The organism is Thioalkalivibrio sp. ALMg3 (genome assembly GCF_000381225.1).
Classification (GTDB): Bacteria; Pseudomonadota; Gammaproteobacteria; order Ectothiorhodospirales; family Ectothiorhodospiraceae; genus Thioalkalivibrio; species Thioalkalivibrio versutus.
Genome location: NZ_KB906220.1, coordinates 92,895 through 115,363, shown reverse-complemented (window position 1 = coordinate 115,363; position 22,469 = coordinate 92,895). Strand labels below are relative to the sequence as shown.

Sequence of the window (22,469 nt, the reverse complement as noted above, 5' to 3'; positions counted from 1 at the left end):
CCTCACTCGTGGATGAAGCCACTCAGCTTGCTTTCGATGTTCCGCGGGTTTTCACCTTCCGCAATGGCGATAAGACCTTCCATCAGCATTTGCTGGTGTTGCGAGCGGTTCTGAATAATCGACTTCAATTTGTTGGCCACCGGAAGGAACAGCAGGTTGGCCGAGGCAATGCCGTAGATCGTGGCGACAAAGGCCGCCGCGATGCCCGCCCCCAGCTTGCTCGGATCCGCGAGGTTCTGCATCACTGCCATCAGGCCCATCACCGCGCCGACAATCCCCAGGGTCGGGGCATAGATCCCCATGCTCTCGAAGATCTTCGCGCCCTGCAGGTCGAAGTGCTCGCGGTTGTCGAGGTCGGCCTCCATGATCTGGCGAATGGTCTGCGGTTCACTACCGTCCACCAGCAGTTGCAGTCCCTTGCGGGCAAAGCCGTCGGTCTCCTCGTCGGCCAGCGTCTCCAGGCCTAGCAGGCCTTCCTTGCGCGCGACATGCGACCACTCGACGATCTGCTCGACCGTCGCGCGATTGTCGACCTTCGGTGGCTTGAAGGCCCACGGCAGGATGCGCATACCGTGCATGAAGACCGACAGCCGTGCCTGCACCAGGGTCGCCCCCAGGGTCCCCAGCACCACGATCAGGAAGGCCGCGGCATTCCACAGCGCACCCAGGCCACTGCCCTTGGCAATGCTGCCGCCGAGAACCGCCACCAGCCCCAGGGTAATCCCGATGAGGCTCAGGATATCCATGTCAGCAGAACCCCTTCACCAGTGCGGGCCCGATTTCGGGCAGCGGGTACACATGATCGGACAGGCCGGCCTCGGCCACTGCCGCCGGCATCCCGTACACCACGCAGGTCGCCGCATCCTGCGACCACACCTGCGCGCCGGCGCCCTTCAGCGCCCGCGTGCCTTCGCGGCCATCGGCGCCCATGCCGGTGAGGATCACGGCAAGCACCTGCCCGCGCAGCGCCTCCACGGCGGAACCGAAGGCCGCATCCACGCTCGGCTTGTAGATGGTGCCCAGGGGGCTCTCCGCGATTCGCACATGCGTCTGGCTGCCGCGCTCCAGCGTTGTCTGCATCCCGCCCGGGGCCAGCAGCGCCACGCCCGGCTTCAGCACATCACCGTCCTTCGCCTGACGCACCTCGATATTGCACATGGCGTTCAGACGTTCGGCGAAGGCCGGGGTAAAACTGGCGGGCATGTGTTGCACCAGCAGGATCGGCAGCGGGAAATTCGCCGGGAGCGGCTTCAGCACCTCCTGCAGCGCCACTGGACCGCCGGTGGAGGTACCAATCAGTACCGCGCGCAACTGCCGTAACGGCGTCGGCGGCCGGGAACTGGCAACCGCCGGAGCCGGCTTGCGCGCATCGGCCGCGGCCTGACGGTCGGTCTCTTCGCGGCGCGCGGACGGCCGGGCCTCCCGCGCAGGCGTGGTCGTGCCCGGGGCACTGACAGAGCGCGCCCGGCTGCGTGACAACGAGCGCACGCGGCGCCGAAGCAGCATGCGCGCGCTGTCCTCGTCCCCCGCCATGTCGCTGAAGCGCTTGGGAAGGAAGTCCACCGCCCCGGCCTCCAACGCATCCAGGGTCGCCTGGGCTCCCTCGGTCGTGAGACTGGAGAACATCAGGATCGGAAGCGGGCGCTCGGCCATGATCTTGCGCACCGCAGTGATGCCGTCCATCACCGGCATCTCGATATCCATGGTCACGACATCGGGATCGAGGTCCCGGACCTTGGCGATCGCCTGCTCGCCATTCTCGGCCGAACCTACGACCTCAATGCCGGAATCGGAATCCAGGATCTCGGCGATACGCCGACGAAAGAACCCCGAATCGTCAACTACCAGAACCCTGATCGGCATCCTCAGCCCTCGCTCGAGCGCGACGCGCGGCGCGGTCGACCGGACATTTGCAGTTGCCGCATCAGGATGGTCACCAGGTCGGAGACGTCGAGGATCAGGGCGATGCCCCCATCCCCGGTGATCGTCGCTCCCGCCAGGCCCTTCACGCCTTGCAGATTCTGGCCGAGCGGCTTGATGACCACCTCTTCCTGCCCCACGAGATCATCCACCACCAGTCCTACCTTGCGGTCGGCCGTATGGACCACCACTACGTGGGCATCCTTGCGCACCTCGGGCTCGTGCCCAGGCTTCAGCCAGCGCTTGAGGTAATGGACTGGCAGGGCGTGCTTGCGCACCATGATGACTTCCTGATCATCCACGTAATTCGTCTTGGTCAAATCCAGATCCAGGATCTCGGAGACCGAGGCCAGCGGGATCGCAAAACGCCGGCCGTCCAGAATCACCATCAGGGCGGGCAGGATCGCCAGGGTCAGGGGCAGCTTCACCCGCAGCGTGGTCCCTACGCCGATCTCGGAATCGATCTCGATGGTGCCGTTGAGCTGCGAGATCTTGGTCTTGACCACGTCCATGCCAACCCCGCGGCCGGAGACGTCCGAGATCTCGGTCTTGGTGGAGAATCCGGCCATGAAGATGACGTTGAAGGCCTCGCGATCGGTCATGCGTTCGGCCATCGCGGGCTCCATCAGCCCCTTCTCCACCACCTTCCGACGCAGGGCCTGCGGGTCCATGCCACCGCCGTCGTCCTTGATCAGCAGTGCGATGTGATCACCCTCCTGGGCCGCGCCGAGCACGACCGTACCCTTGCGCGACTTGCCCGCCGCCTCGCGCACATCGGGCGTCTCGATGCCATGGTCCACAGCATTCCGCACCAGATGCACCAGCGGATCGGACAGGGCCTCGACCAGATTCTTGTCGAGGTCGGTTTCCTCGCCGAAGATCTCCAGCTCGATCTCCTTGCCCAGATTCCGCGACAGATCGCGGATCACTCGAGGGAAGCGATTGAAGACCTTCTTCACCGGCTGCATGCGGGTCTTCATCACCGAGGTCTGCAGGTCGGAGGTCACCAGTGCCAGCGAACTGATCGCCTTGCCCAGTTCGTCGTCGACATGCTGCGAACGCAGCATGCTCAGCCGGTTTCGTACCAGAACCAGCTCGCCCACCAGGTTCATGATCTCGTCCAGGCGCTCGGTATCCACACGCACGGAGGTCTCGCCCTGCGGAGCCGAGCGCCCACCGGCCTCGGCCCCGCCGGCGCGGGCACTACCGCCGCCCTGCCCACCGGCAGCCGCCGGTTCCGGCGTTACCGCTTTTTCCGGCTCGGGCGCCACGGCCGCGGGCTCGGTCGGCAGTGGATCCGCAGGGGCGTCCGCAGCCGGTTCGGGCGATGCCGGACCTCCGCCCTTGGCCTGCAACTCGTCCAGCAAATTCTCGAACTCGTCGTCGCTGATCAGATCACCGCCCGAGTCTTCGCTGGCCCCGGCGTCGCCCGGCACGGCCGCGTCCACGGGTGCCGGGGCCCCGTCACCATGCAACGTATCCAGCAGGGCCTCGAACTCGTCGTCCGTGATCTCCTCCCCACCGCCCACCATGGCGTCGCCGGGGGCCGAGGCCTGTGGCTCGGGGACGGGCTCCGGTTCAGGCGCGGGCGGCGCCCCGGCGGTATCTCCGGCGACATCTTCGTTTTTTGCCATGCGCCGCAGGTCCTCGACCACCGCGGCATCGGCGGGGGTCGGGTCCACTCCGGAACGCAGATCCCCGAACATGACGTTCAGGGAGTCCAGCACGCGGAGCATGGTGTCCATCAGATGGCTATCGGCACGGCGTTCGCCGTTGCGCAGCAGATTGAAGACGTCCTCGGCGTGATGACACACCGTCACCAGCGCATCCAGGCTCAAGAACCCGGCGCCCCCCTTGATGGTGTGGAAGCTTCGAAAGACCGCATTCAACAGATCCCGGTCGTCCGGGTTCTGTTCCAGGTCGATGAGTTGCTCGTTGAGCCCCTCCAGCAGTTCCCCGGCCTCGATCAGGAAGTCCTGAAGGATCTCGTCATTGGGGTCGATGGCCATTCAGTCTCTCCGGTCCCGTGGCGCCAGTCGTATGGGGGGCACTGCTAGAAGCCCAGGCTTGATAGCAGATCGTCCACCTCGTCCTGTCCTTGAACGACATCTGCGCTGGAATCTTGAGTCTTGGGCACACTGGGGCCGTGACCCTTGCGGTCCGCCTCGCGGTCTTCTTCGCCACGATCCAGGGACGCCTCGGCCGCTTCGACCTGCTCCATGCGCCCGCTGGAGAGCCGAATCAGGGTAACGAGGTTCTCTTCGAGGTCAGTCACCAACTGGATCACCCGGCGAATCACCTGGCCGGTAATGTCCTGATAACTTTGTGCCATCAGCACCTCGGAGAGCAGCCGCCGCAACTCCTCGGCGTCCTCGCCCGCCTGCCCGAAGAAGCTGTCCAGCTCACGCGCGAAATCGCGGAATTCGTCCACCGAGAGCTGCCGGTTGCGAAACCGCGTCCATTTGGCGGTCAAGTCGGCCGCCTGCTGGCTGAACGACTCGGCGATCGGCAGGCTCGACTCGATGGCGCCCATCGTGGCGTGCGCGGCCTGCTCGGTCATGGTGACCACGTAGTTCAGGCGTTCCTTCGCATCCGGGATCTCCGCCTGCGTCAGCTCCACCAGACGCGAGTCCCCACGGAAACTCTGCAAGGCCTCGTGAAGGTCGCGCGTCAGCTTGCCCAGTTCATCGAAGAGCTCGCGGTCGTAAGGACGCGCAAGATCCTGCACCAGCGCGCGCGCCGCCGCGTCGTCGCCCGCCTCGAGCGTCTGCACCAGTTGTCGGGCCAGCTCGAGCTGGCCGTCGCGTGGGGGGTGTTCCTGTTCAGTCATGAGGAGCCTCTTGCTGGTACGGCGCCGAAGGAGCCGGGTCACGCCCACCCGCGCAAGCGAGACGGACGTCGTCCGTATTCACCACCGGGCGATCCTTAGCCCTGTGCTTCAATACGTTCGAAGATCTTGTCGATCTTTTCCTTCAGCGTTTCGGCGGTAAACGGCTTGACCACATAACCGTTCACACCCGCCTCCGCGGCCTCCACGATCTGGTCGCGCTTGGCCTCGGCCGTCACCATCAGCACCGGCATCGACTTCAGGTTGGCATCCGCCCGGACGGCCTTCAGCAGGTCGATGCCCGGCATGTTGGGCATGTTCCAGTCGGTAATCAGGAAGTCGAAATCACCATTTTGCAGCATCGGCAGCGCGGTGCTGCCGTCGTCGGCTTCCTGCGTATTATTGAAGCCAAGATCGCGCAAGAGGTTCTTGATAATGCGCCGCATCGTGGAAAAATCGTCCACGATGAGAATTTTCATTCCCTTGTCCACACGTCACTCCGGGATTCGTAAGGTGAGTTTTAGAATAACTGCAAAGCCGCGCCGTCTTCGAGCCACGACCCCATGCGCGCGCGCAGCCGAATGACCGCCTGGCTGCGAATCTGGCTCACGCGCGACTCGGTCACGCCCAGAACAGCCCCGATCTCGCGCAGATTCAGTTCTTCGGTGTAATACAGCGAAAGCACCAGGCGTTCGCGTTCAGGCAGATCCCCAAGGGCCTCGGCCAACTCCTCGCGAAACTCGCCAGCCTCAAGGCTACGCGACGGCGAGACTTCCTGCCCCTCGATCACGCGATCGGCCCCGTCATCCCCGCCACCCAGATCGTCCAGTGCAAACAGATGGGCCCCGGCGTGGTCCTTGAGCATGTCGTAATAGTCATCGATAGGCACGTCCAGCTCGGCCGCCACCTCGCTCCCACGCGCCGCACGCCCCTCGCGGGCCTCGACACTCTGGATCGCGGCGGCAATACGCCGGCTGTTGCGATGCACCGAACGTGGCGTCCAGTCACTGCGACGCAACTCGTCGATCATCGCGCCGCGGATGCGGATTCCGGCGTAGGTGGCAAAGGTCGCCCCCTGCCCGCCCTCGAACTGCCGCGCCGCCTCCAGCAGACCGATCATGCCGGCCTGGATCAGGTCATCGACCTGGACCGAGGCCGGTAGACGGGCCATCAGGTGGTGCGCAATGCGATGCACCAGTTCAACGTGATCGGCAATCAGCTTCTCGTGTCCACCGGTCGCGGTGGACGTCGCCTGGTAGCCGGAAAGGCGATTACGCGTCGTCATCATGCGCTCTGCAGCATTCGTTCCACGAAGAACCCGACGCCCCCGTGGTCACCCCCACCGACTGGCCAGCGATCCACCGTGTGTGCCAGGTCGGCAAACGCCTTGCCAGCCGGACTGCCGGGATACTGCTGAACCACCGGCGCCCTTTTCTGCACGGCCTTGCGCAGATGTTCGTCCATGGGGATATAGCCGGCCAGGTCCAGGACCACCTCCGGCAGGTACTTGCCGCAGACGGTATTGAGTTTCTGCATCAGCCGCTCCGCCCCCTCGCGTCCGCTGACCATGTTCGTGACCATGCGGAAACGCCGCAGGCCGTGGTCACGGTGCAGCACCTTGATCAAGGCATAGGCATCGGTAATCGAAGCCGGCTCGTCGCAGACCACCACCAGGGTCTCCTGTACCGCCCGGCAGAACGAAGTCACCGACTCCTGCAGGCCTGCGGCGGTGTCCACGATCAGGACATCCAGCGGCCTGCGGTAGGCGCTGAAGGCATGGATCAGCCCTGCGTGCTCCGCCGGCGTGAGGTTCGCCATCGCCGCGATACCGGAGGCCGACGGGACCACCTTCACCCCGTCCGGCCCCTGGACCAGGACATCGTCCAGGCTGTCCACCGCGCCGGTCACCAGATCATGCAGGGTGCGCTCCGGGCGCATCCCGAGCAACAGGTCCACGTTGGCCAGGCCCAGATCCGCATCGAACAGCATCACCTCGCGGCCCAACCGGGCCAGGCCGACCGCCAGATTGACCGACACGTTGGTCTTCCCGACCCCGCCCTTGCCCGACGCGACCGCAATGACCTTCAACGGCTTGTTAGTGCGTGGCATAACGCCCCTTTCCAACCGGCTGAATCAGTTCCAGTGTTGCCGGCTCGGTCCCCTGCGCCGGGCGCAGCGGCGCGCGCGAGCGTCGCGGCGGTTCCATTTCGGCCAGCCGTTCGGCAGCCCAGGTCTCACGGGCATTGCCACCCGCCCGCGCGCCCTCCGCGTCGTCGTCCAGCGCCAGGCGGGTCAGATACCCCGTATCAACCCGGTGAAAATCCTCGGCGATGCGCTGGCCATCGCTCACGAACCCAAGTCCCAGGTGCTGATCCAGCAGGACCGACAGGACCTCGCCCAGCTGTTCTGCCTCGTCCAGCTTGGTCAGCACCAGCGCCGAGGGATCCGCCTTGCGAAACGCGTCCAGCACCCGCCGCAACGTACTGCCCTGGGTCGTGGCCGACACGACCAACCAGCTCTCGGCGCGGATATCCGGCGGCAGATGCGCGAACAGCGACTCCTCCTCCACCGTGCGCGGCGCCTGCCCAGCAGTATCCACCAGGATCAGGTGGCCATCGTCCACGCGCCGCGCCAGATCGCGCAGTTCGCGCGCATTCTGCAACACGCGCACCGAGATCCCCGCCATCTGGGCGAAGGCTTGCAACTGCCGTGTTGCACCGATGCGCTGGCTATCGAGGGTCACCAGCGTAACCGAATCCGGTCCCATCCGACGGATCTGGCGCAACGCGATCCGTGCCAGCGTGGTGGTCTTGCCGACACCGGTCGGACCCACCATCGCCAGCAGCCCACCCTCGTCCAGGATCGCCGGGCGATGCGTGGCAATCGCGCCCGAAAGCCGCGCGCGGAGACGCTCCCAAGCCTGCTCGGGGGAGCTGTCATCGAGGATGCTGCCCGCCAGGCTGCGCGCCAGCGATTCACTAAAGCCGCGGTCGATCAGGCGGACCTTGCATTCTGCCGCCAGCGGATGACGGGCCGCCCAGCGAGCCTCGTCACTCTCCGCATACTGACGCGTCATCAGGCTGCGCAGGTCACGCAACTCCTGGCGCATCGCGGTGAGCTCGGGATCGGCCGGCCAGGAAGGGGCCGCCGAATTCGGGGCGCGGTCGGCAGTACGCGCCTCGCGGGCCGGCTTTGCAGCCTCCGGCTCGCGCACCGGCTCCGAGGACTCGCCATCCTCCAGGGCGGCGACCACCTCCAACCAGCCATCCACCCGGCGACTGGAGAGGATCACGGCATCCTCTCCCTGTTGTTCGCGCACCTGACGCATGGCGTCGCGCATGTCCCGGGCCCGATATCGTCTGACATTCATGCTTTGATCTCCTGCGCCGCTCGCGCGGCGGAACCCCTATGTCTCATGCGGACTGCTTCGCCGTTTCTTCCTGACCGACCGTGGCCACTACCCGAATCCGCCGGTTGTCGGGGATCTCGGTAAACGCCAGGACGGTCAGGCTGCGAACCGCGCCGCGCAACCAGCCGGCAATCCAGGAACGGATCTCCGGTGCCACCACCAGGATCGCCGCTTGACCGGCTGTCTCCTGGCGGCGCGCCGCGTCCGCAACCGAACGCTGCAACCGTTCCGCCAGCCCGGGCTCCAGTCCAACCGTGCCACCCGAGCTGCCCTGCAGGGACTTATGCAAGAGCTGTTCCAGCGATGGGTCCAGGGCAATCAGTGGCAGCTCATCCTCCGGTCCCACAAGGTCCTGGACGATGGAGCGCGCCAGCGCGACGCGCACCGCTGCGGTCAAAGTGCCGGGATCCTGACTCTTCACCCCGTCGTCTGCCAGGGTTTCGGCGATCGTGCGCAGGTCGCGGATCGAGACCTGCTCGGCCAGCAGGTTCTGCAACACCTTCAGCACGATCGAAAGCGACAGCGTCTTGGGCACGAGGTTCTCCACCAGCTTCGGCGAATGCCGCGCCAGCTGATCCAGCAGGTGCTGTGCCTCCTCGTGCCCGATCAAGCGGTGGGCGTTCTCTCGGAACACCTGCGACAAATGCGTCGCAATCACCGTGGAACAGTCGACTACGGTATAGCCGGCGCCCTGGGCCTGGTCGCGATCCGACGGGTCGATCCACAGGGCATCCAGGTTGAAGGTCGGGTCCTTGGTCGGGGTACCCGGGACGGTGCCGAAGACCTCGCCCGGATTGATCGCCAGTTCGCGATCGGGAAACACCTCGGCCTCCGCCACAGTGACGCCCAGCAGGCTGATCCGGTAGGCGTTCGGGCTCAATTCCAGGTTGTCGCGGATATGCACCGGCTGCAGCAGGAAGCCGAGCTCCTGCGACAGCTTGCGGCGCACGCCCTTGATCCGGCCCATCAGCTGGCCGTCCTGGGTGCGGTCCACCAAGGGGATCAAGCGGTAGCCGACCTCGAGGGAGACCAAGTCCACCGGCGGGACATCTTCCCAGGTCAGGTCGCGATCCTCCGAACGAGCCCCGCCTTCGTCCTCCTGCGGGATGCGCTCCACTTCCACCTCGGCCTCGCGGCTCCGGCGCTTGAGCAGGTAGGCCCAGCCAAAGATCAGCGCCGCCAGCCCCAGGAACACGGCGTTCGGCATGCCCGGCACGACGCCCAGCGCGCCGATCACGCCACCGGCGACGTACAGGACCCGCGGGTTGGAGAACATCTGCCCGTACACCTGCTGGCCCATGTCCTGGCTGCTGGTCACGCGGGTCACGATGATCGCGGTGGCGGAGGACAGCACCAGCGACGGGATCTGGGCAACGATGCCGTCGCCGATGGTCAGCAACACGTAGTTGGTCGCGGCATCGCCGATCGACATGCCGTGCTGCACCGCACCGATGGTGAGCCCGCCGATGATGTTTACGAACAGGATCAGGATCCCCGCGATGGCATCGCCGCGGACGAACTTGGAGGCACCGTCCATGGAGCCGTAGAAGTCCGCCTCGCTAGCGATCTCCTCGCGGCGCTTACGCGCCTCTTCCTGGCTGAGGATCCCGGCATTCAGGTCGGCGTCGATCGCCATCTGCTTGCCCGGCATGGAATCCAGGGTGAAGCGTGCGCTGACCTCGGACACGCGCCCGGCCCCCTTGGTCACCACCACGAAGTTGATGATGATCAGGATCGCGAACACCACCAGCCCCACGGTGTAGTTGCCGCCGACCACGAAGTCGCCGAAGGCCTGGATGACCTTGCCGGCGGCATCCGTGCCGGTGTGGCCTTCCAGCAGGATCACTCGGGTGGAGGCGATGTTCAGCGCCAGACGCAGCAGCGTGGCGACCAGCAACACGGTCGGGAAGACCGCGAATTCCAGCGGCCGCGGGGTGTACACCGCAACCATGATCACCACCAGCGACAGCGCGATATTGAAGGTGAACAGCACGTCCAGCGCCAGCGGCGGCAACGGCAGCACCATCATCGAGAGCATCGCGATCAGCAGGATCGGCGCCCCCAGCCCCCACTTGCCCACGTTACCCAGACGGTCAAAGAAGGCCATTAGCGATCCCTCCTCTGGCCGCGCTGCTTGTCAGGATCCAGATAGTCCTCGGGCACTGGAAGGTCATCCGGCATCTGCGCGTCGGCATCGGCCCGCTTGAGCTGGTAGACGTACGCCAGGATGCGGGCCACGGCCACGAACAGACCGTTGGGCACTTCCTGGTTCAGATCGGTGGTGAAGTAGATGGCGCGGGCCACGCGCGGAGCCTCGACGCGGATGATCGCGTGTTCGTCCCCGACTGCACGGATCGAGGCGGCCACCTCGTCGACGCCCTTGGCCACCACCTTCGGCGCTGCCATGCGCGAGGCCTCGTAGACGATAGCCACGGCATAGTGGGTCGGGTTGGTGATGATCACGTCGGCCTTGGGGACCTCCTCCATCATTCGCCGCTGCGCCATCTCCTGCTGCAACTGGCGGATCTTTTGCTTGACCTCCGGCTTCCCGTCGGTCTCCTTGTACTCGTCCTTCACTTCCTGCCGAGTCATGCGCAACTGCTTCTGGTGATTCCACATCTGGAACGGCGCATCGATGGCCGCTACGACGATCAACGCCGCGGACACTGCGATGAACGTTCCCAGCACCAGCTGGGCGGCATGGCTAATGCCCTGATGGACCGGTTCGTAGCCAAGCATCAGCAGCCGGTCGGAGAAGGTGGCCAGCACGGCGACCGCGACACTGCTGATCAGTACGAACTTGGCGAAGGTCTTGCCGAACTCCATCAGCCCCTGCCAGGAGAAGATTCGCTTGAGGCCCTTCCCGGGATTCAGCTTGGAGACCTTGGGCGCGGCGGCTTTCCAGGAAAAATTGGCGCCGCCGATCACGATCGGCGCGAGTACCGCGGCCACCACCAGTACGCCGAACAGAGGGAACAGGGTCCGCAGGGTGCGGAAAATCTCGTCGGCCAGATACGGCAATAACAGCGACGAGTCGTAGGCCATTTGGCGTTCGAAATCCAGGCGACTGCTCATCTGTTCAGTAAGTTGCGCCCCCATGTTCGGGCCGTACATCAGCAGGAAGCTCCCGCCCGCCATCAGCACCAGAAAGGTGCTCAGCTCGCGCGAGCGCGGGACCTGCCCCTTCTCCTTCGCCTCGCGCAGGCGTTTCGGAGTGGGCTCTTCGCTTTTTTCCTGTCCGCTTTCGTTCTCGGCCATTTCAGAAGCCCATCCGGGTCTGCATCAGGTTGAAGGCCTCGAACATCAGTTCGCCAAAACGTTCCGGCAGGCCCGGCAGGATCAACATCATCAGCACGAACCCGATCAGGATCATCATCGGGAAACCCACCGCGAAGATGTTGAGCTGCGGGGACGCGCGGGTGATGACCCCCATGGAGATATTCACCAACAGGAGCGACGCAACCGCCGGCAATGCCACCAGCACCGCGCCCACAAACATCGTGGAGCCGAAGGCCACCAGGGCGTAGAAGGCCTCGGCGTTCAGACCGGTCGGGGCGATCGGCATGGTCTCGAAGCTGGTCAACATCAGCTCCAGAGCAATCAGATGGCCGTTCATTGCGAGGAACAGCAGGGTCGAGAAGATGACGAAAATGGTGGAGACCACCGGGACCTGCACCCCCTGGGCCGGATCCATGATGGAGGCAAAACCCAGGCCCATACCCAGTGCGACCACCTCGCCCGCCTGGGTCACGGCCGAGAACACCATCTGCAGAATAAAACCCATGAACACGCCGATCGCGACCTGGTGCAGGGTGACCAGCACGCCCTCAAGGCTCAACGGATCGATATCCGGCAGGACCGGGCCCTGCATGGCCACAAAGATCGCCAACAACAGCGCCAGCCCCATGCGCACCCGCGCATTGACCGTATCCGCGCCGAAGATCGGCATGGCGACGAGCATGGCGCCAATGCGGGCGAACGGCCACAGGACCGCCCCCACCCACAGCACCAGCTGTTCCGCCGCCAGGGCCATGCCTACCCCACCATCCCCGGCGCACCCTCGTAGAGGCGCTCGGTGTAGTCGATCAACAACGCCAGCATCCAGTGCCCGCTGATCAGCAGCGCCGCGAACATCGCCAGCAGCTTGGGGATGAACGACAGGGTCATTTCCTGTATCTGGGTCGCTGCCTGCAGCATCCCGATGGTCAGACCCACGGCCAGCGCCGTCAGCAGCGGCGGCGCGGCCAGCAGGACCACCACGGTTAGTGTCTCGCGACCGATATCCACAACGAGTTCGGGTGTCATCGCGCTCTCCTACACGAAGAAACTGGTGGCAAGGGTGTTCATCATCAGCGCCCAGCCGTCCACCAGAACGAACAGCATCACCTTGAACGGCAGCGAGATAATCAGCGGGGAGAGCATCACCATCCCCATCGACATCAGGACCGAGGCCACCACCAGGTCGATGATCAGGAACGGGATCAGGATCAGGAAGCCAATCTGGAATGCGGTCTTCAGCTCGCTGGTAATGAACGCTGGCACCAGCAGGTTCAACGGGATGTCATCCGCCTCCTCGAATCCGTCGATCCCGTTGATCTCGGCAAACATCGCGATATCGCTTTCGCGGGTATGCATCAACATGAACTCGCGCAACGGCTGCACCCCCGCCTCGATCACCTCCTCCGTCCCGATCTCCTCGTTCACGTAGGGCACAAACGCGGTCTCGTAGATCTCGTCGAGCACCGGGGCCATCACGAACAGGGTCAGGAAAAAGGCCAAACCGATCAGGATCTGGTTCGAGGGCGTCTGGGTCGTGCCCAGGCCCTGGCGCAGGATCGCCAACACCACAATGATCCGGGTGAAGGACGTCATCATGATCAGGATCGACGGCAGCAGGGTCAGCAGCGTCATCAACAGGATGATCTGCAGCGTGACCGAGTAGGTCTCGCCCCCGTCTCCGTTGGTGGTCACGGTCAGGGCCTCGATACCCTGCGCCACTTGGGCCCCGGCGAGGCCCGGCAGGAGCAGCAGGCCCAGTGCCAGCGCGAACCGCAGGAACAGCGCCATCACGACTGCCCCCGCTCGCTGCTACCGGGCGGAGCCCGGCGGGTCACGGCGCGCTTGAGCGCACTGGAGAAGTCCGGGGTCTCGCCTACCGGCGCCACCACGGACTCGCGCATCGTGTGCAGGGTGCGCATGCCGGAAGGCGCCACGCCCACCAGCACCTGTTCATCGCCCACCTGCACCAGCACCAGACGCTCGCGCGTGCCCACCGAGCGTGCCGCGACGATCTCGATCACCTGCGAGCCGCGGTTCAGTCCGCCCTGGGTCCGGCGCAGGATCCAGCCCAGCACCACAATGGCACCGATCACCAGTACCAGACCGCCGATTAGCTGGGTCAGATAGGCCGCGGCCCCGCCACTGCCACCCTCCGCAAGGGCAGTCAAAGGCCAGAGGGTCCCCGTGACGGCCGCCAGGACGAGGGCCGAACTACGCGTATTACGTGGATTCATGGCTATTTGAGCTTGCGGATGCGCTCACTGGGGCTGATCACATCGGTCAGCCGGATACCGAACTTCTCGTTGACCACCACGACCTCGCCATGAGCAATCAGAGTGCCGTTCACCAGCACGTCCAGCGGCTCCCCGGCCAGACGGTCCAGCTCCACCACCGAGCCCTGGTTCAGCTGCAGAAGGTTGCGGATCGGGATGCGCGTGCGACCGATCTCCATGGCGATGGTCACCGGCACGTCCAGCACCATCTCCAGGTTCATCTCCTCGCCGTCGCCCTGCACCACGCCCGACAGTTGTTCAGGCTGCAGCGCCTCCGCGGCCGAATCCGGCTTGTGCTTGCGTTCCTTCTTCTCGGTCTTCGGCGCCGCTTGCGCGGACGCGGCACCCCCACCGCCTTGCGCTTCGTTCAGCAGGGCGTCCGGGTCGGCGGCCTCTTCGTCATCCTTCTGCTCGGCCAGGGCGGACTGTTCCGCCAGAGCGGCCCCCCATTCGTCGGCCAGCGCCTGGTCGTCGCTACCGCCTTCGGTCTCGGCCATGGTTTCAGCGCCCGCGGTATCTTCATCCGCGGTCGGGGTGTCCTGTTTGGGATCGTCGGTGTCAGCCATGCTGCGCCCTCTATCGTTTGATGATGCGTTCCGAAACCTGGATCGCATTCATGCCATTGGATACGCCGAACTTCCCGCGGAACATCGGGATGTCTTCGACCTGCAAGGTGATCTTCTCGGGGAGGTCCACCGGGATGATGTCGCCCGGCTGGATATCCAGTAGCTCGCGCACGGTGACCTCGGTCTCCGCCAGCATGGAGCTGATCTCGACCTCGGCGGTCTGGATCTCCTCCTGCAGCGCGTGCATCCAGCGCTGGTCGACGTCGGAGCGATCCGACTGGATGCCGGTATCCAGCTGCTCGCGGATCGGCTCGATCATCGAGTACGGCAGGGTCACGTGCAGGTTGCCGCCGCCCCCGTCGAGCTCGATGTGGAACTCGCTGATGACCACGATCTCGGTCGGCGAGACGATGTTCGCGAACTGCGGGTTGACCTCGGAGTTCAGGAACTCAAACTTCAGCTCCATCACCGGCTGCCAGGCCTTCTGCATATCCTCGAAGGCCCCTTCCAGCACGCCGTGGACGACCTTCATCTCCATCGGGGTGAAGTCTCGCCCCTCGATGCGGGTGTAGTAGCGCCCGTCGCCACCGAAAAAGTTGTCGACCAGGATGAACACCAGCTTGGGATCGAACACGAACAAACCCGTGCCATGCAGCGGATGCGCCCGCACCAGATTCAGGCTGGTGGGGACAAACAGCGAGTGCATGTACTCGGAGAACTTGGTGATACGGGTGCCGACCACCGAGATCTCGGCCGAACGACGCAGCACATTGAACAGACGGACCCGGAGCTGACGCGCAAAGCGCTCGTTGATCATCTCCAGCGTGGGCATGCGCCCACGGACGATGCGATCCTGCGTGGCAAAGTTGAATTCCCGCGCCTGACCATCACTCGGATACGGGTCTTCGGTCTCGACGTCGCCCTCGTCCACACCATGCAGGAGGGCATCGATCTCGTCCTGGCTGAGGATATCCGTCTGCGCCATAACGGGGCTCCTACTGCATCACCAGTTCGTTGAACAACACGGCCTCGACCGCGTCCGGCGCATCCCGCGAGCGCAGAATCTCGCGGATTGCTTCCTTCAGCTCCTCCGCCAGCGATTCCTTGCCATCACGCGTATTGAGATCCTCGTAACGCTGTTCCGCCAGGATGCCCAGGAGGTCGTTGCGGATCGCCGGCATATGCCGCTCGAACGCCTCGATCACCGGCGCCTCGTGGGTCACCAGGCTCACCTCGGCACGCAGATACCGGATGCGGCCCGGCGCTTCGATGTTGACAGTCATCGGCTCCAGGCTGGTGTAGAAGCGCTCGGGGGGGCCTTCCTCCACCTGTTCGGCAGCCTCGTCGCCCGCAACCAGGAAGAACCAGGCCGCAGCGGCCCCGCCGCCCACCAGCAGGATCACGATCAGCAGCAGCACAAGCAGCTTGCCCATGCCGCCCTTCTTCGGGGTGCCGCCTTCTTCGTCGTCCAGATTGACTTCCTTCTTCGCCATGTCGCACCCGCTATCCGGTAAACCGAGGATTTGCTCTCGGAAAAGACCTTAGCAAGGCAGATGCCAGCATTGTCTTTCTATCGCTTTATCCGATAGTTAGCGACCAATACTGGAGGAGACTGAAGGACACTTCGGGGGAAGGAACGGGCGATAACGTCAAGAATCGGCCGCCCGCCGCGCGGGAAAGACGGATTCTTGGCGGCACTCACGGAAAATCGCTACGACAGCGAAAGGGGCCCGATGGGGCAGGTCACGGACACCGCCCGCCGCCCATCGGATATCGCAAGACCGAGCCCGCGCCGGGCTCGAATCAGGCAAACAAATCCAGGCGCCGATTCAGCATCGAGAGCGTGCTGCCCTCATTCTCGTTGTCTTCGGCCTCGGCCAGCTCCGAAGCGGCCCCGGCGGCTGCCTGGCGCTCATCCTGCTCGGCCTCCTCCTCGGCCGCCTGGTCGGAGACGGTCGCGTCCTCGAGCATCAGCCCGCTCTCGGCGAGGCTGTCGCGCAAGCGCGGCATGGCCGCCTCCAGCACCTCGCGGGTCACCGGATTGGCGCTGATGAACTGGATGCTTGTGCGGTCACCCTCGACCAGCACCCGAATATCCAGACTGCCCAGCTGCGGGGGATGCAGCTTGAGCTCGGTGCGCCCACCCTGTGCCTGGGCGAGCATGCGCACCTGATCGGCCAGCTCGCGGGCCCCATTGGGCTGCTGCAGGAGCCGGGTCAGGTCCAGTCGCGGCAGCGCACGCGCGGCCTCCGCCCCCTCGGCCTGCCCACCGGCGAGAGCCGGCAGGACGCCCCCCAGGGGGTCGGTACGCCCGCGGCGCGACTCGTCGTCCCCGCCCTGGGTCATCCACTGGGCGAGGACATCGAGCACGCCGTCCCGCGACAGCCCGCCCTGCGCGCCCAGCAGTTCGGGCTTCAATGCGGCCAGGCCGTCGCGCCCGCCCGCCGCCTGGCTGGCCTCGACAAACAGGCGCATGACGGCTGCAGGCAGGGGCTTGACCGGCAACGCCTGGCCCTCGGCACCCCTGCGGCCAGAGGCGCCCGCCTCCCCACGGGCCGCGTCCATACGCCCCGGTTCCTGCACTGCCGCCATCAGGCTGGCGACCGGCAAGCCCTTGCCCCCCGCCTCGTCGCCCGCGGCGAAACCCTGCCCGTCGAGTAGATCCTGCAGCCGCGCCAGCATGGCTTCCAGATCGAGCCCTTCCAGCTCGTCCCCGGGCACGCCCAGGTTCGCCAGCAAGGCCTCCATCTGCGGCTCCAGAACCGCGAGGAACCCCTCGCCGTCCTTCCCTTTCAGCCCCTTCAGGCCGTCCAGGTCCTGCAGCGATGCCTCGCCGCCCAGCAATTGCAGCAGCGGCAGCATGCCCTGACCGGTGTTCTGTGTCGCGATCATCTCCGAATCCTCGGTGTGCCGGGTGGATCCCCGGGCCCTTGCCCTAATCGATAGTCACGGTCCATTCAAGAACCTTGCCAACGCGACGCTTCCTCGCGCGCATGAGCCTGCCGCGTGGCCCACATATCCTGTTCGGTTTGCTGGCGCCGGGCGCCGTGTTGCGCCGTCTCGGCCTTCCGGCGTTGCAGCAGCTTTTCCAGCGACAGGCTGTTGCGGTGGCGCTCCAGCCACTCCTGGCGCGCGGTCTCCACCTGCGACTCCGCCGCCTGAATGCGCAGGTCCTGTTGCTCCAGCGCCGAGCGCAACTGGTCGCGCATGCCCGCCAACCACTTGAGGGCGTTGGCGTCATCCGGAAGGGTCGCCTGCAGATACTCGCGCTGATAGGTTTCCAGGCGCTCGCGCTGACCGGCAATGCCATCCAGTTGCTGCAGACGTTCACCCAGCTGGCGGGTGGCCTCGCTCTCCTCGATCCGGCGCAGGCGCAACAGTCGTTCCAGGCGCTTCGGGTTCATGCCGCCCCGCCAACCAGCGCCAGCAGGTCATCCCGCGCCCGGTCAAAACCGACGGCCTCTTCGCGACCCTGCGCCAGATACGCCTCCAGGCGCTCGTGCATCGCCACTGCCTCGTCCAGGTGCGGGTCGGCCCCCTTGCGATAGGCCCCGACCGCGATCAGATCGCGGTTCTGCATATAGGTGGCCGAGAGGCCGCGGAAGCGGCGCGCCGCCCGCTCGTGTTCCGGCGAGATCAGCGACGACATTACGCGCGAGACCGACGCACCGACATCGATCGCCGGGTAGCGCCCGGTCTCTGCCACCTCGCGCGACAGCACGACATGGCCGTCCAGGATCGCGCGCGCGGCGTCCACGATCGGATCGTTCTGGTCATCGCCCTCGGCGAGCACGGTATAGAAGGCGGTAATCGAGCCGCCCCCTACGTCGCCGTTGCCGGCGCGCTCCACCAGTTGCGGCAGGCGCGCAAATACCGATGCCGCATACCCCTTGGAGGCCGGCGGCTCGCCGATCGCCATCGCGATCTCGCGGGCGCCCTGGGCAAAGCGGGTCAGGGAATCCATCAACAACAGGACGTGCAGGCCCTGGTCCCGGAAATGCTCCGCAACCGCAGTGGCCACCCAGGCCCCGTGCTGGCGCAACAGCGGCGACTGGTCCGCCGGCACGGCGACCACCACCGTGCGCGTGCGCGATTCCTCGTCGAGGATCTCGTGGATGAACTCGTTCACTTCCCGACCGCGCTCGCCGATCAGCCCGACCACGATCACGTCCGCCGTCGTGTTGCGGGTCATCATCCCCAGCAGCACACTCTTGCCGACCCCGGATCCGGCGAACAGACCGAGGCGCTGACCACGACCCACCGACAGCAGACCATTGATTGCCCGGATCCCCACATCCAGCGGCTCGCGCACCGGTGCGCGTTGCAGCGGGTTGATCGGCCGCCCGGCCAACAGCCCAAAATCATGGGTGCGGATCGGGCCTTTTCCGTCCAGCGGCTGCCCGTTGGCATCGATCACGCGGCCCAGCAGCCCCTCCCCGACCGGAATCTGACGCTGGTTGTCCAGCGGCTCGATGCGCGCGCCGGGCGTCAGGCCCGCCGCGATTTCCTCAGGCATCAGGAACGTGCGTTCATTCTGGAAACCGACGACCTCGGCCGGCACCGTGTCTCCGTTCTCGCCGTGGATCAGCGCACGCCCCCCGATGGGCAAGCGCAGGCCTTCCGCCTCCAGCGTCAGGCCGGTCAGGCGCGACAGGTGACCCTCCGACTGCGGCGGATTGACCCGCTCGACCCGCCCGCGCGACTGCTGCAGACGATCCAGCAAGCCACTACTCAGCCGTTCCCGGCCCTTGCGGCGGACCTCGTCGATCGGGGTACTCATGAATCCTCCGGGGCCGCGCTGTCCACGGAATTGGCGGATTGGTGATCTTCCTCGTCGGGTGCGCCGTCCATCTCCGGATAGTCGCCATCCCAGAGGGCTTCCACCGCGTGCTGCAGACGCCGCTCGAGACTTGCGTCGACACTCGCCGCGCCCGATTCGAGGCGACAGCCGCCGCGCGCAAGTCCCGCGTCCGGGACCCAGGTGATACGCGCATCCGCCCGCTCACCATAGGCCTCCACCAGCGCCTGGTCGTCCGGGTTCAAGTGCACCCGAACCTCCTGGTTGCGCCCGGGAAGCTGGGCCAATGCCCCCTCCAGGACCGTCCGGATCTGCTCCGGTCGCGTCTCCAGCTCGCTTTGGACGACCTTGCGTGCAAGCGCCGTCACCAGCGCCAGCAACTCCGGCTCCAGGGCATCGGCGGCATCCGCCAGGGGGTCGGCAAGCCCGCCGGCCACGGATTCCAGCACGGCGACCGTCTCCCGCAGTTTCTTGTCCTCACGCGCCCGGGTGGCCTTCTCGGCTTCTTTCTTGCCCAGTTCATGCCCCTCGGCATAACCGCCCTCGAACCCGTTCTTGCGGGCCTCGTCCTCGATCGCCTCGATCTCGGCGGCCGTGGGCAGGCGACGCGGGGGGTGGACCCCATGGTCGCCAATCTCCGGCGGCTCCCACCGCGATGCCGCCGCGTCGGTGTAAAGCCTGGCCGCCGGGGCGTCGGTCACAACATCGCCTCGCTACCACCGCCACCCAGCACGATATCGCCGTTCTCCGCGAGCCGGCGGGCCACGGACAGGATCTCCTTCTGTGCGGCCTCGACCTCGCTGACCCGGACCGGCCCCTTGGCCTCGAGGTCTTCGCGCAGCATCTCGGCCGCGCGCTTGGACATGTTGCGGAAGATCTTGTCCTTCATGTCGTCGTCGGCACCCTTCATGGCGAGCACCAGCGATTCCGTCTGGATCTCGCGCATCAGCGTCTGGATACCGCGGTCCTCGATCTCCACCAGGTTCTCGAACACGAACATCTCTTCCTCGATCCGCGAACCCAGATCGGAATCGGACTCCTTGATCGTATCCATGATCTCCGCCTCCCGTGAGCCCTCCATCAAGTTCATGATGTTGGCCGCCGAACGCACGCCACCCAGCATCGACGTCTTGCTCGCGGCATTGCCGGAAAGCTGACGGTCGAGGATCTCGTCCAGCTCCTGCAGGGCCTGGGGCTGAACGCCATCCATGGTCGCAATGCGCATCACGATGTCGGACTGCACCCGCGCGGGCAGGTACTGCAGGGTGTCCGAGGCCTGGTCGGAGTCGAGGTGGGAAAGAACAATCGCCACGATCTGCGGGTGCTCGTTGCGCAGCATGTCGGCGATCGCCCGTGGATCCAGCCACTTGAGGGCCTCGATTCCCTTGGAATTGCGTCCCAGCAGGATGCGGTCGATCAGGCCCGAGGCCTTGTCACCCAGCGCGCTCTCCATGACGCTGCGCACGTACTCGTCGGCACCCACGCCCAGCGCCGTCTGTTCCTGCACATGAGTGGAGAACTCGTGCAGCGCCGCGTTCACGTCACTGCGCGAAATGCGGTCCATGGAGGCCATCGCGGTGCCAATCTTCTGCACCTCCTTGGGCCCCATGTGGCGCATGACCTCGGCCGCCGCGTCCTCGCCGAGGCTCATCATGAACACGGCGGCGCGCTCGGCACCTTCCTGTTTGGCGTTCTTGTCAGCGGCCATCGTCACCCAACCACGTCTTCATCACCTGTGCCACGCGCTTGGGGTCCTCGCGGACCATCTCGCGCACCGCCTCCAGATCCATCTCCTGCTGGTCCGGACCCTTGGGGCCGGTCAGCGCGGCCACGGCCGAACCCTCGCCCTGACCCATCCCCATGCCCATCTCGCTGCCCGCTGACTCGTCGGTCAGCGCCTCGCGATCTTCCTCGCGCCGCGGCGGCGGCGCCGGCCGCTTCATCAGATGTTTCATCGCCGGACGCACCACCGTCAACAGGATAATCAGAGCCAGCAGCAATGCCGCCACGATCTTGACCACCTCGAGGAACCAGGGTTGTTCCCAGAACGCGATTTCGTCCGCCGCCACCGCCTCGATGGGCGCCTCGAACGGGGCGGTCACTACATTGATCGTATCCCCCCGTTCGGCATTGAATCCAACCGCCTCGCGCACCAGCGCTTCGATGCGTTGCAGTTCCTCCGCATCCCTCGCCACCTGCACGGTCTCGCCGTCCTCGTTGACCTCCTGGCGGAAGTCCACCACCACGGCCGTGGACACGCGTTGCACGCCCCCCGGCATCTCGCGGATATGGTTTATGCGGCGATCCACCTCGTAGTTGCGGGTGATATTGGTGCTGCGGCTGCCCGGGAGCGCCGCGGGCGGGCCATCACCCTCCTCGCCTTCCTCGCCGACAACCCCACCGGCGGGCGGCTGGTTGGTCAGCGCCCCGGGGACACCCCCGATACCGCCCTCGGGTCCCGTGCGCTCGTCCTCGCGGGTCTGCTCGGACCGCAGGGCAATCGTCTCGGGATCGTACAGTTCCTCGGTGCGCTCGACGCTCGAGAAGTCGATGTCCGCGTTCACCTGCACCCGTACCTTGTCGCGCCCGACGATCGGAATCAGCAGGTCACGGATACGGTCGGTATAGCGGGTCTCCACGTCGCGGGTGAAACTCAGGCGGTCGCCACTACCACCCATGCCCGTCTCGCCGCCATCCTGGGTCAGGAGCGTCCCGCTTTGGTCCACCACGGTGACCCGATCAGGATCCAGATCAGAGGTGCTGGACGCGACCAGATGCACGATCGCACCGACCTGCGACTCGCTCAGGGACCGCCCACCGCGCAGGTGCACGACCACCGACGCGCTGGCCGGGCGCCGATCACGCACGAACACCGACTGCTCACCCTCGGCAATGTGCACACGCGCCCGGTCCACCGCATTCAGCGATGCCACGGTACGCGCCAGTTCGCCCTCCATCGCCCGATGGTGGCGCGCCCCCTCGATCATCCGGCTCGTACCCAGGCCGGTATCCTCCTGCAGCAGCTCGAAGCCCATGTCGCCCGAACGTGGCAGGCCTTCGCCGGCCAGCTGCAGCCGCGCACCAGCCACCTCGCCCTGGGGTACCTTCACCTGCCCCGTCGTGGAATCGACCTGATACTGAATACCGGCCTGCGAAAGGACTTGCACAACCTCCGCCGCATCCTCCGAATCCATACGCGGAAACAGCGGTACGTAGGTCGGGCGCAGCGCCCAGTACAGCAGCGCCACGATCACCACAATGGCACCCGCCAGCATCCCGATCAGGGCCAGCTGGCGGCCCGCAGGCATCCCGTTAAACTCCTTGATCCCGCCGGTCACCACCGCGGGCAGGGATTGTGCATTTTCGGCCATCGTCCGTTCTCTCCCTCAGCCCGATC

22 protein-coding genes and 1 pseudogene are annotated in these 22,469 nt (G+C 65.6%); all 23 read right to left on the bottom strand.

Features of this window, described 5'->3' with window-relative positions; translation table 11 throughout:
• Positions 1 to 2 precede the first annotated feature (2 nt).
• Positions 3 to 746 (bottom strand): flagellar motor protein, encoded by a 744-nt coding sequence (locus F622_RS0102680; protein WP_018145737.1) that lies wholly within the window; start codon positions 744 to 746, stop codon positions 3 to 5.
• A 1-nt stretch (position 747) separates the two neighbouring features.
• The gene (locus F622_RS0102675; protein ID WP_018176830.1) at positions 748 to 1,863 is read right to left on the bottom strand and encodes a chemotaxis response regulator protein-glutamate methylesterase; all 1,116 of its coding nucleotides are present in this window, start codon (positions 1,861 to 1,863) and stop codon (positions 748 to 750) included.
• A 2-nt stretch (positions 1,864 to 1,865) separates the two neighbouring features.
• Positions 1,866 to 3,929 (bottom strand): chemotaxis protein CheA, encoded by a 2,064-nt coding sequence (locus F622_RS0102670; RefSeq protein ID WP_018176831.1) that lies wholly within the window; start codon positions 3,927 to 3,929, stop codon positions 1,866 to 1,868.
• A 44-nt stretch (positions 3,930 to 3,973) separates the two neighbouring features.
• A complete protein-coding gene (locus F622_RS0102665; protein WP_018176832.1) occupies positions 3,974 to 4,750 on the bottom strand; it encodes a protein phosphatase CheZ in 777 nt (258 codons plus the stop codon).
• A gap of 95 nt (positions 4,751 to 4,845) precedes the next feature.
• On the bottom strand, positions 4,846 to 5,226 hold the full coding sequence (gene cheY, locus F622_RS0102660) for a chemotaxis response regulator CheY (RefSeq protein WP_018145741.1): 381 nt from the start codon (positions 5,224 to 5,226) through the stop codon (positions 4,846 to 4,848).
• A gap of 41 nt (positions 5,227 to 5,267) precedes the next feature.
• The gene (locus F622_RS0102655) at positions 5,268 to 6,035 is read right to left on the bottom strand and encodes an RNA polymerase sigma factor FliA (RefSeq protein ID WP_018169731.1); all 768 of its coding nucleotides are present in this window, start codon (positions 6,033 to 6,035) and stop codon (positions 5,268 to 5,270) included.
• Positions 6,032 to 6,856, bottom strand: coding sequence for a MinD/ParA family protein (locus F622_RS0102650; protein ID WP_018176833.1), 825 nt, complete (start codon positions 6,854 to 6,856; stop codon positions 6,032 to 6,034). The genes F622_RS0102655 and F622_RS0102650 overlap by 4 nt, the downstream gene beginning before the upstream one ends.
• Before the next feature lie 168 nt (positions 6,857 to 7,024).
• Positions 7,025 to 8,117: pseudogene (flhF, locus tag F622_RS0102645) on the bottom strand (flagellar biosynthesis protein FlhF); the annotation flags it as partial.
• 43 nt (positions 8,118 to 8,160) lie between these two features.
• Entirely contained in the window at positions 8,161 to 10,263 is a 2,103-nt protein-coding gene (gene flhA, locus F622_RS0102640) for a flagellar biosynthesis protein FlhA (RefSeq protein WP_019571269.1), read from the bottom strand.
• Positions 10,263 to 11,414, bottom strand: a complete 1,152-nt coding sequence (gene flhB / locus F622_RS0102635; RefSeq protein ID WP_019571268.1) for a flagellar biosynthesis protein FlhB — start codon at positions 11,412 to 11,414, stop codon at positions 10,263 to 10,265. The genes flhA and flhB overlap by 1 nt, the downstream gene beginning before the upstream one ends.
• A 1-nt stretch (position 11,415) precedes the next feature.
• A complete protein-coding gene (gene fliR, locus F622_RS0102630) occupies positions 11,416 to 12,189 on the bottom strand; it encodes a flagellar biosynthetic protein FliR (RefSeq protein WP_018937633.1) in 774 nt (257 codons plus the stop codon).
• 2 nt (positions 12,190 to 12,191) lie between these two features.
• The gene (fliQ, locus tag F622_RS0102625; RefSeq protein WP_018145748.1) at positions 12,192 to 12,461 is read right to left on the bottom strand and encodes a flagellar biosynthesis protein FliQ; all 270 of its coding nucleotides are present in this window, start codon (positions 12,459 to 12,461) and stop codon (positions 12,192 to 12,194) included.
• Between the two features lie 9 nt (positions 12,462 to 12,470).
• On the bottom strand, positions 12,471 to 13,223 hold the full coding sequence (gene fliP, locus F622_RS0102620; protein ID WP_018145749.1) for a flagellar type III secretion system pore protein FliP: 753 nt from the start codon (positions 13,221 to 13,223) through the stop codon (positions 12,471 to 12,473).
• Positions 13,223 to 13,669: a flagellar biosynthetic protein FliO gene (gene fliO, locus F622_RS0102615; RefSeq protein WP_026304831.1), complete on the bottom strand. Its 447-nt coding sequence runs from the start codon at positions 13,667 to 13,669 to the stop codon at positions 13,223 to 13,225. Before fliO ends, fliP begins: the two co-directional genes overlap by 1 nt.
• A 2-nt stretch (positions 13,670 to 13,671) precedes the next feature.
• Positions 13,672 to 14,274: a flagellar motor switch protein FliN gene (gene fliN, locus F622_RS0102610; protein WP_018169723.1), complete on the bottom strand. Its 603-nt coding sequence runs from the start codon at positions 14,272 to 14,274 to the stop codon at positions 13,672 to 13,674.
• A gap of 10 nt (positions 14,275 to 14,284) precedes the next feature.
• The gene (gene fliM / locus F622_RS0102605) at positions 14,285 to 15,259 is read right to left on the bottom strand and encodes a flagellar motor switch protein FliM (RefSeq protein ID WP_018169722.1); all 975 of its coding nucleotides are present in this window, start codon (positions 15,257 to 15,259) and stop codon (positions 14,285 to 14,287) included.
• A 10-nt stretch (positions 15,260 to 15,269) separates the two neighbouring features.
• Complete coding sequence (gene fliL, locus F622_RS0102600; protein ID WP_018169721.1) at positions 15,270 to 15,767, bottom strand: flagellar basal body-associated protein FliL; 498 nt, start codon at positions 15,765 to 15,767, stop codon at positions 15,270 to 15,272.
• A gap of 310 nt (positions 15,768 to 16,077) precedes the next feature.
• Positions 16,078 to 17,166, bottom strand: coding sequence for a flagellar hook-length control protein FliK (locus tag F622_RS0102595; protein WP_018176837.1), 1,089 nt, complete (start codon positions 17,164 to 17,166; stop codon positions 16,078 to 16,080).
• A gap of 65 nt (positions 17,167 to 17,231) precedes the next feature.
• Complete coding sequence (gene fliJ / locus F622_RS0102590) at positions 17,232 to 17,678, bottom strand: flagellar export protein FliJ (RefSeq protein ID WP_018169719.1); 447 nt, start codon at positions 17,676 to 17,678, stop codon at positions 17,232 to 17,234.
• The gene (locus F622_RS0102585) at positions 17,675 to 19,054 is read right to left on the bottom strand and encodes a FliI/YscN family ATPase (protein ID WP_018145756.1); all 1,380 of its coding nucleotides are present in this window, start codon (positions 19,052 to 19,054) and stop codon (positions 17,675 to 17,677) included. Before F622_RS0102585 ends, fliJ begins: the two co-directional genes overlap by 4 nt.
• Entirely contained in the window at positions 19,051 to 19,773 is a 723-nt protein-coding gene (locus tag F622_RS0102580) for a FliH/SctL family protein (RefSeq protein ID WP_018176838.1), read from the bottom strand. Before F622_RS0102580 ends, F622_RS0102585 begins: the two co-directional genes overlap by 4 nt.
• Positions 19,770 to 20,780 carry a flagellar motor switch protein FliG gene (gene fliG, locus F622_RS0102575; RefSeq protein WP_018169717.1) on the bottom strand — a complete coding sequence of 337 codons (1,011 nt, stop codon included), beginning with the start codon at positions 20,778 to 20,780 and terminating at the stop codon, positions 19,770 to 19,772. The genes F622_RS0102580 and fliG overlap by 4 nt, the downstream gene beginning before the upstream one ends.
• Entirely contained in the window at positions 20,770 to 22,443 is a 1,674-nt protein-coding gene (fliF, locus tag F622_RS0102570; RefSeq protein WP_019571267.1) for a flagellar basal-body MS-ring/collar protein FliF, read from the bottom strand. The genes fliG and fliF overlap by 11 nt, the downstream gene beginning before the upstream one ends.
• Between the last annotated feature and the right edge of the window lie 26 nt (positions 22,444 to 22,469).

What these genes read in the sequence shown, in the direction of transcription:
- F622_RS0102585 (WP_018145756.1), bottom strand. Translation starts at nt 19,054, where the DNA reads ATGAGTACCCCGATCGACGAGGTCCGCCGCAAGGGCCGGGAACGGCTG.
- F622_RS0102650 (WP_018176833.1), bottom strand. Translation starts at nt 6,856, where the DNA reads ATGCCACGCACTAACAAGCCGTTGAAGGTCATTGCGGTCGCGTCGGGC.
- fliM (WP_018169722.1), bottom strand. Translation starts at nt 15,259, where the DNA reads ATGGCGCAGACGGATATCCTCAGCCAGGACGAGATCGATGCCCTCCTG.
- F622_RS0102655 (WP_018169731.1), bottom strand. Translation starts at nt 6,035, where the DNA reads ATGATGACGACGCGTAATCGCCTTTCCGGCTACCAGGCGACGTCCACC.
- fliJ (WP_018169719.1), bottom strand. Translation starts at nt 17,678, where the DNA reads ATGAACCCGAAGCGCCTGGAACGACTGTTGCGCCTGCGCCGGATCGAG.
- F622_RS0102595 (WP_018176837.1), bottom strand. Translation starts at nt 17,166, where the DNA reads ATGATCGCGACACAGAACACCGGTCAGGGCATGCTGCCGCTGCTGCAA.
- fliQ (WP_018145748.1), bottom strand. Translation starts at nt 12,461, where the DNA reads ATGACACCCGAACTCGTTGTGGATATCGGTCGCGAGACACTAACCGTG.
- fliO (WP_026304831.1), bottom strand. Translation starts at nt 13,669, where the DNA reads ATGAATCCACGTAATACGCGTAGTTCGGCCCTCGTCCTGGCGGCCGTC.
- fliR (WP_018937633.1), bottom strand. Translation starts at nt 12,189, where the DNA reads ATGGCCCTGGCGGCGGAACAGCTGGTGCTGTGGGTGGGGGCGGTCCTG.
- fliP (WP_018145749.1), bottom strand. Translation starts at nt 13,223, where the DNA reads ATGGCGCTGTTCCTGCGGTTCGCGCTGGCACTGGGCCTGCTGCTCCTG.
- flhA (WP_019571269.1), bottom strand. Translation starts at nt 10,263, where the DNA reads ATGGCCTTCTTTGACCGTCTGGGTAACGTGGGCAAGTGGGGGCTGGGG.
- F622_RS0102665 (WP_018176832.1), bottom strand. Translation starts at nt 4,750, where the DNA reads ATGACTGAACAGGAACACCCCCCACGCGACGGCCAGCTCGAGCTGGCC.
- fliN (WP_018169723.1), bottom strand. Translation starts at nt 14,274, where the DNA reads ATGGCTGACACCGACGATCCCAAACAGGACACCCCGACCGCGGATGAA.
- cheY (WP_018145741.1), bottom strand. Translation starts at nt 5,226, where the DNA reads ATGAAAATTCTCATCGTGGACGATTTTTCCACGATGCGGCGCATTATC.
- F622_RS0102670 (WP_018176831.1), bottom strand. Translation starts at nt 3,929, where the DNA reads ATGGCCATCGACCCCAATGACGAGATCCTTCAGGACTTCCTGATCGAG.
- F622_RS0102675 (WP_018176830.1), bottom strand. Translation starts at nt 1,863, where the DNA reads ATGCCGATCAGGGTTCTGGTAGTTGACGATTCGGGGTTCTTTCGTCGG.
- F622_RS0102680 (WP_018145737.1), bottom strand. Translation starts at nt 746, where the DNA reads ATGGATATCCTGAGCCTCATCGGGATTACCCTGGGGCTGGTGGCGGTT.
- fliF (WP_019571267.1), bottom strand. Translation starts at nt 22,443, where the DNA reads ATGGCCGAAAATGCACAATCCCTGCCCGCGGTGGTGACCGGCGGGATC.
- fliG (WP_018169717.1), bottom strand. Translation starts at nt 20,780, where the DNA reads ATGGCCGCTGACAAGAACGCCAAACAGGAAGGTGCCGAGCGCGCCGCC.
- fliL (WP_018169721.1), bottom strand. Translation starts at nt 15,767, where the DNA reads ATGGCGAAGAAGGAAGTCAATCTGGACGACGAAGAAGGCGGCACCCCG.
- flhB (WP_019571268.1), bottom strand. Translation starts at nt 11,414, where the DNA reads ATGGCCGAGAACGAAAGCGGACAGGAAAAAAGCGAAGAGCCCACTCCG.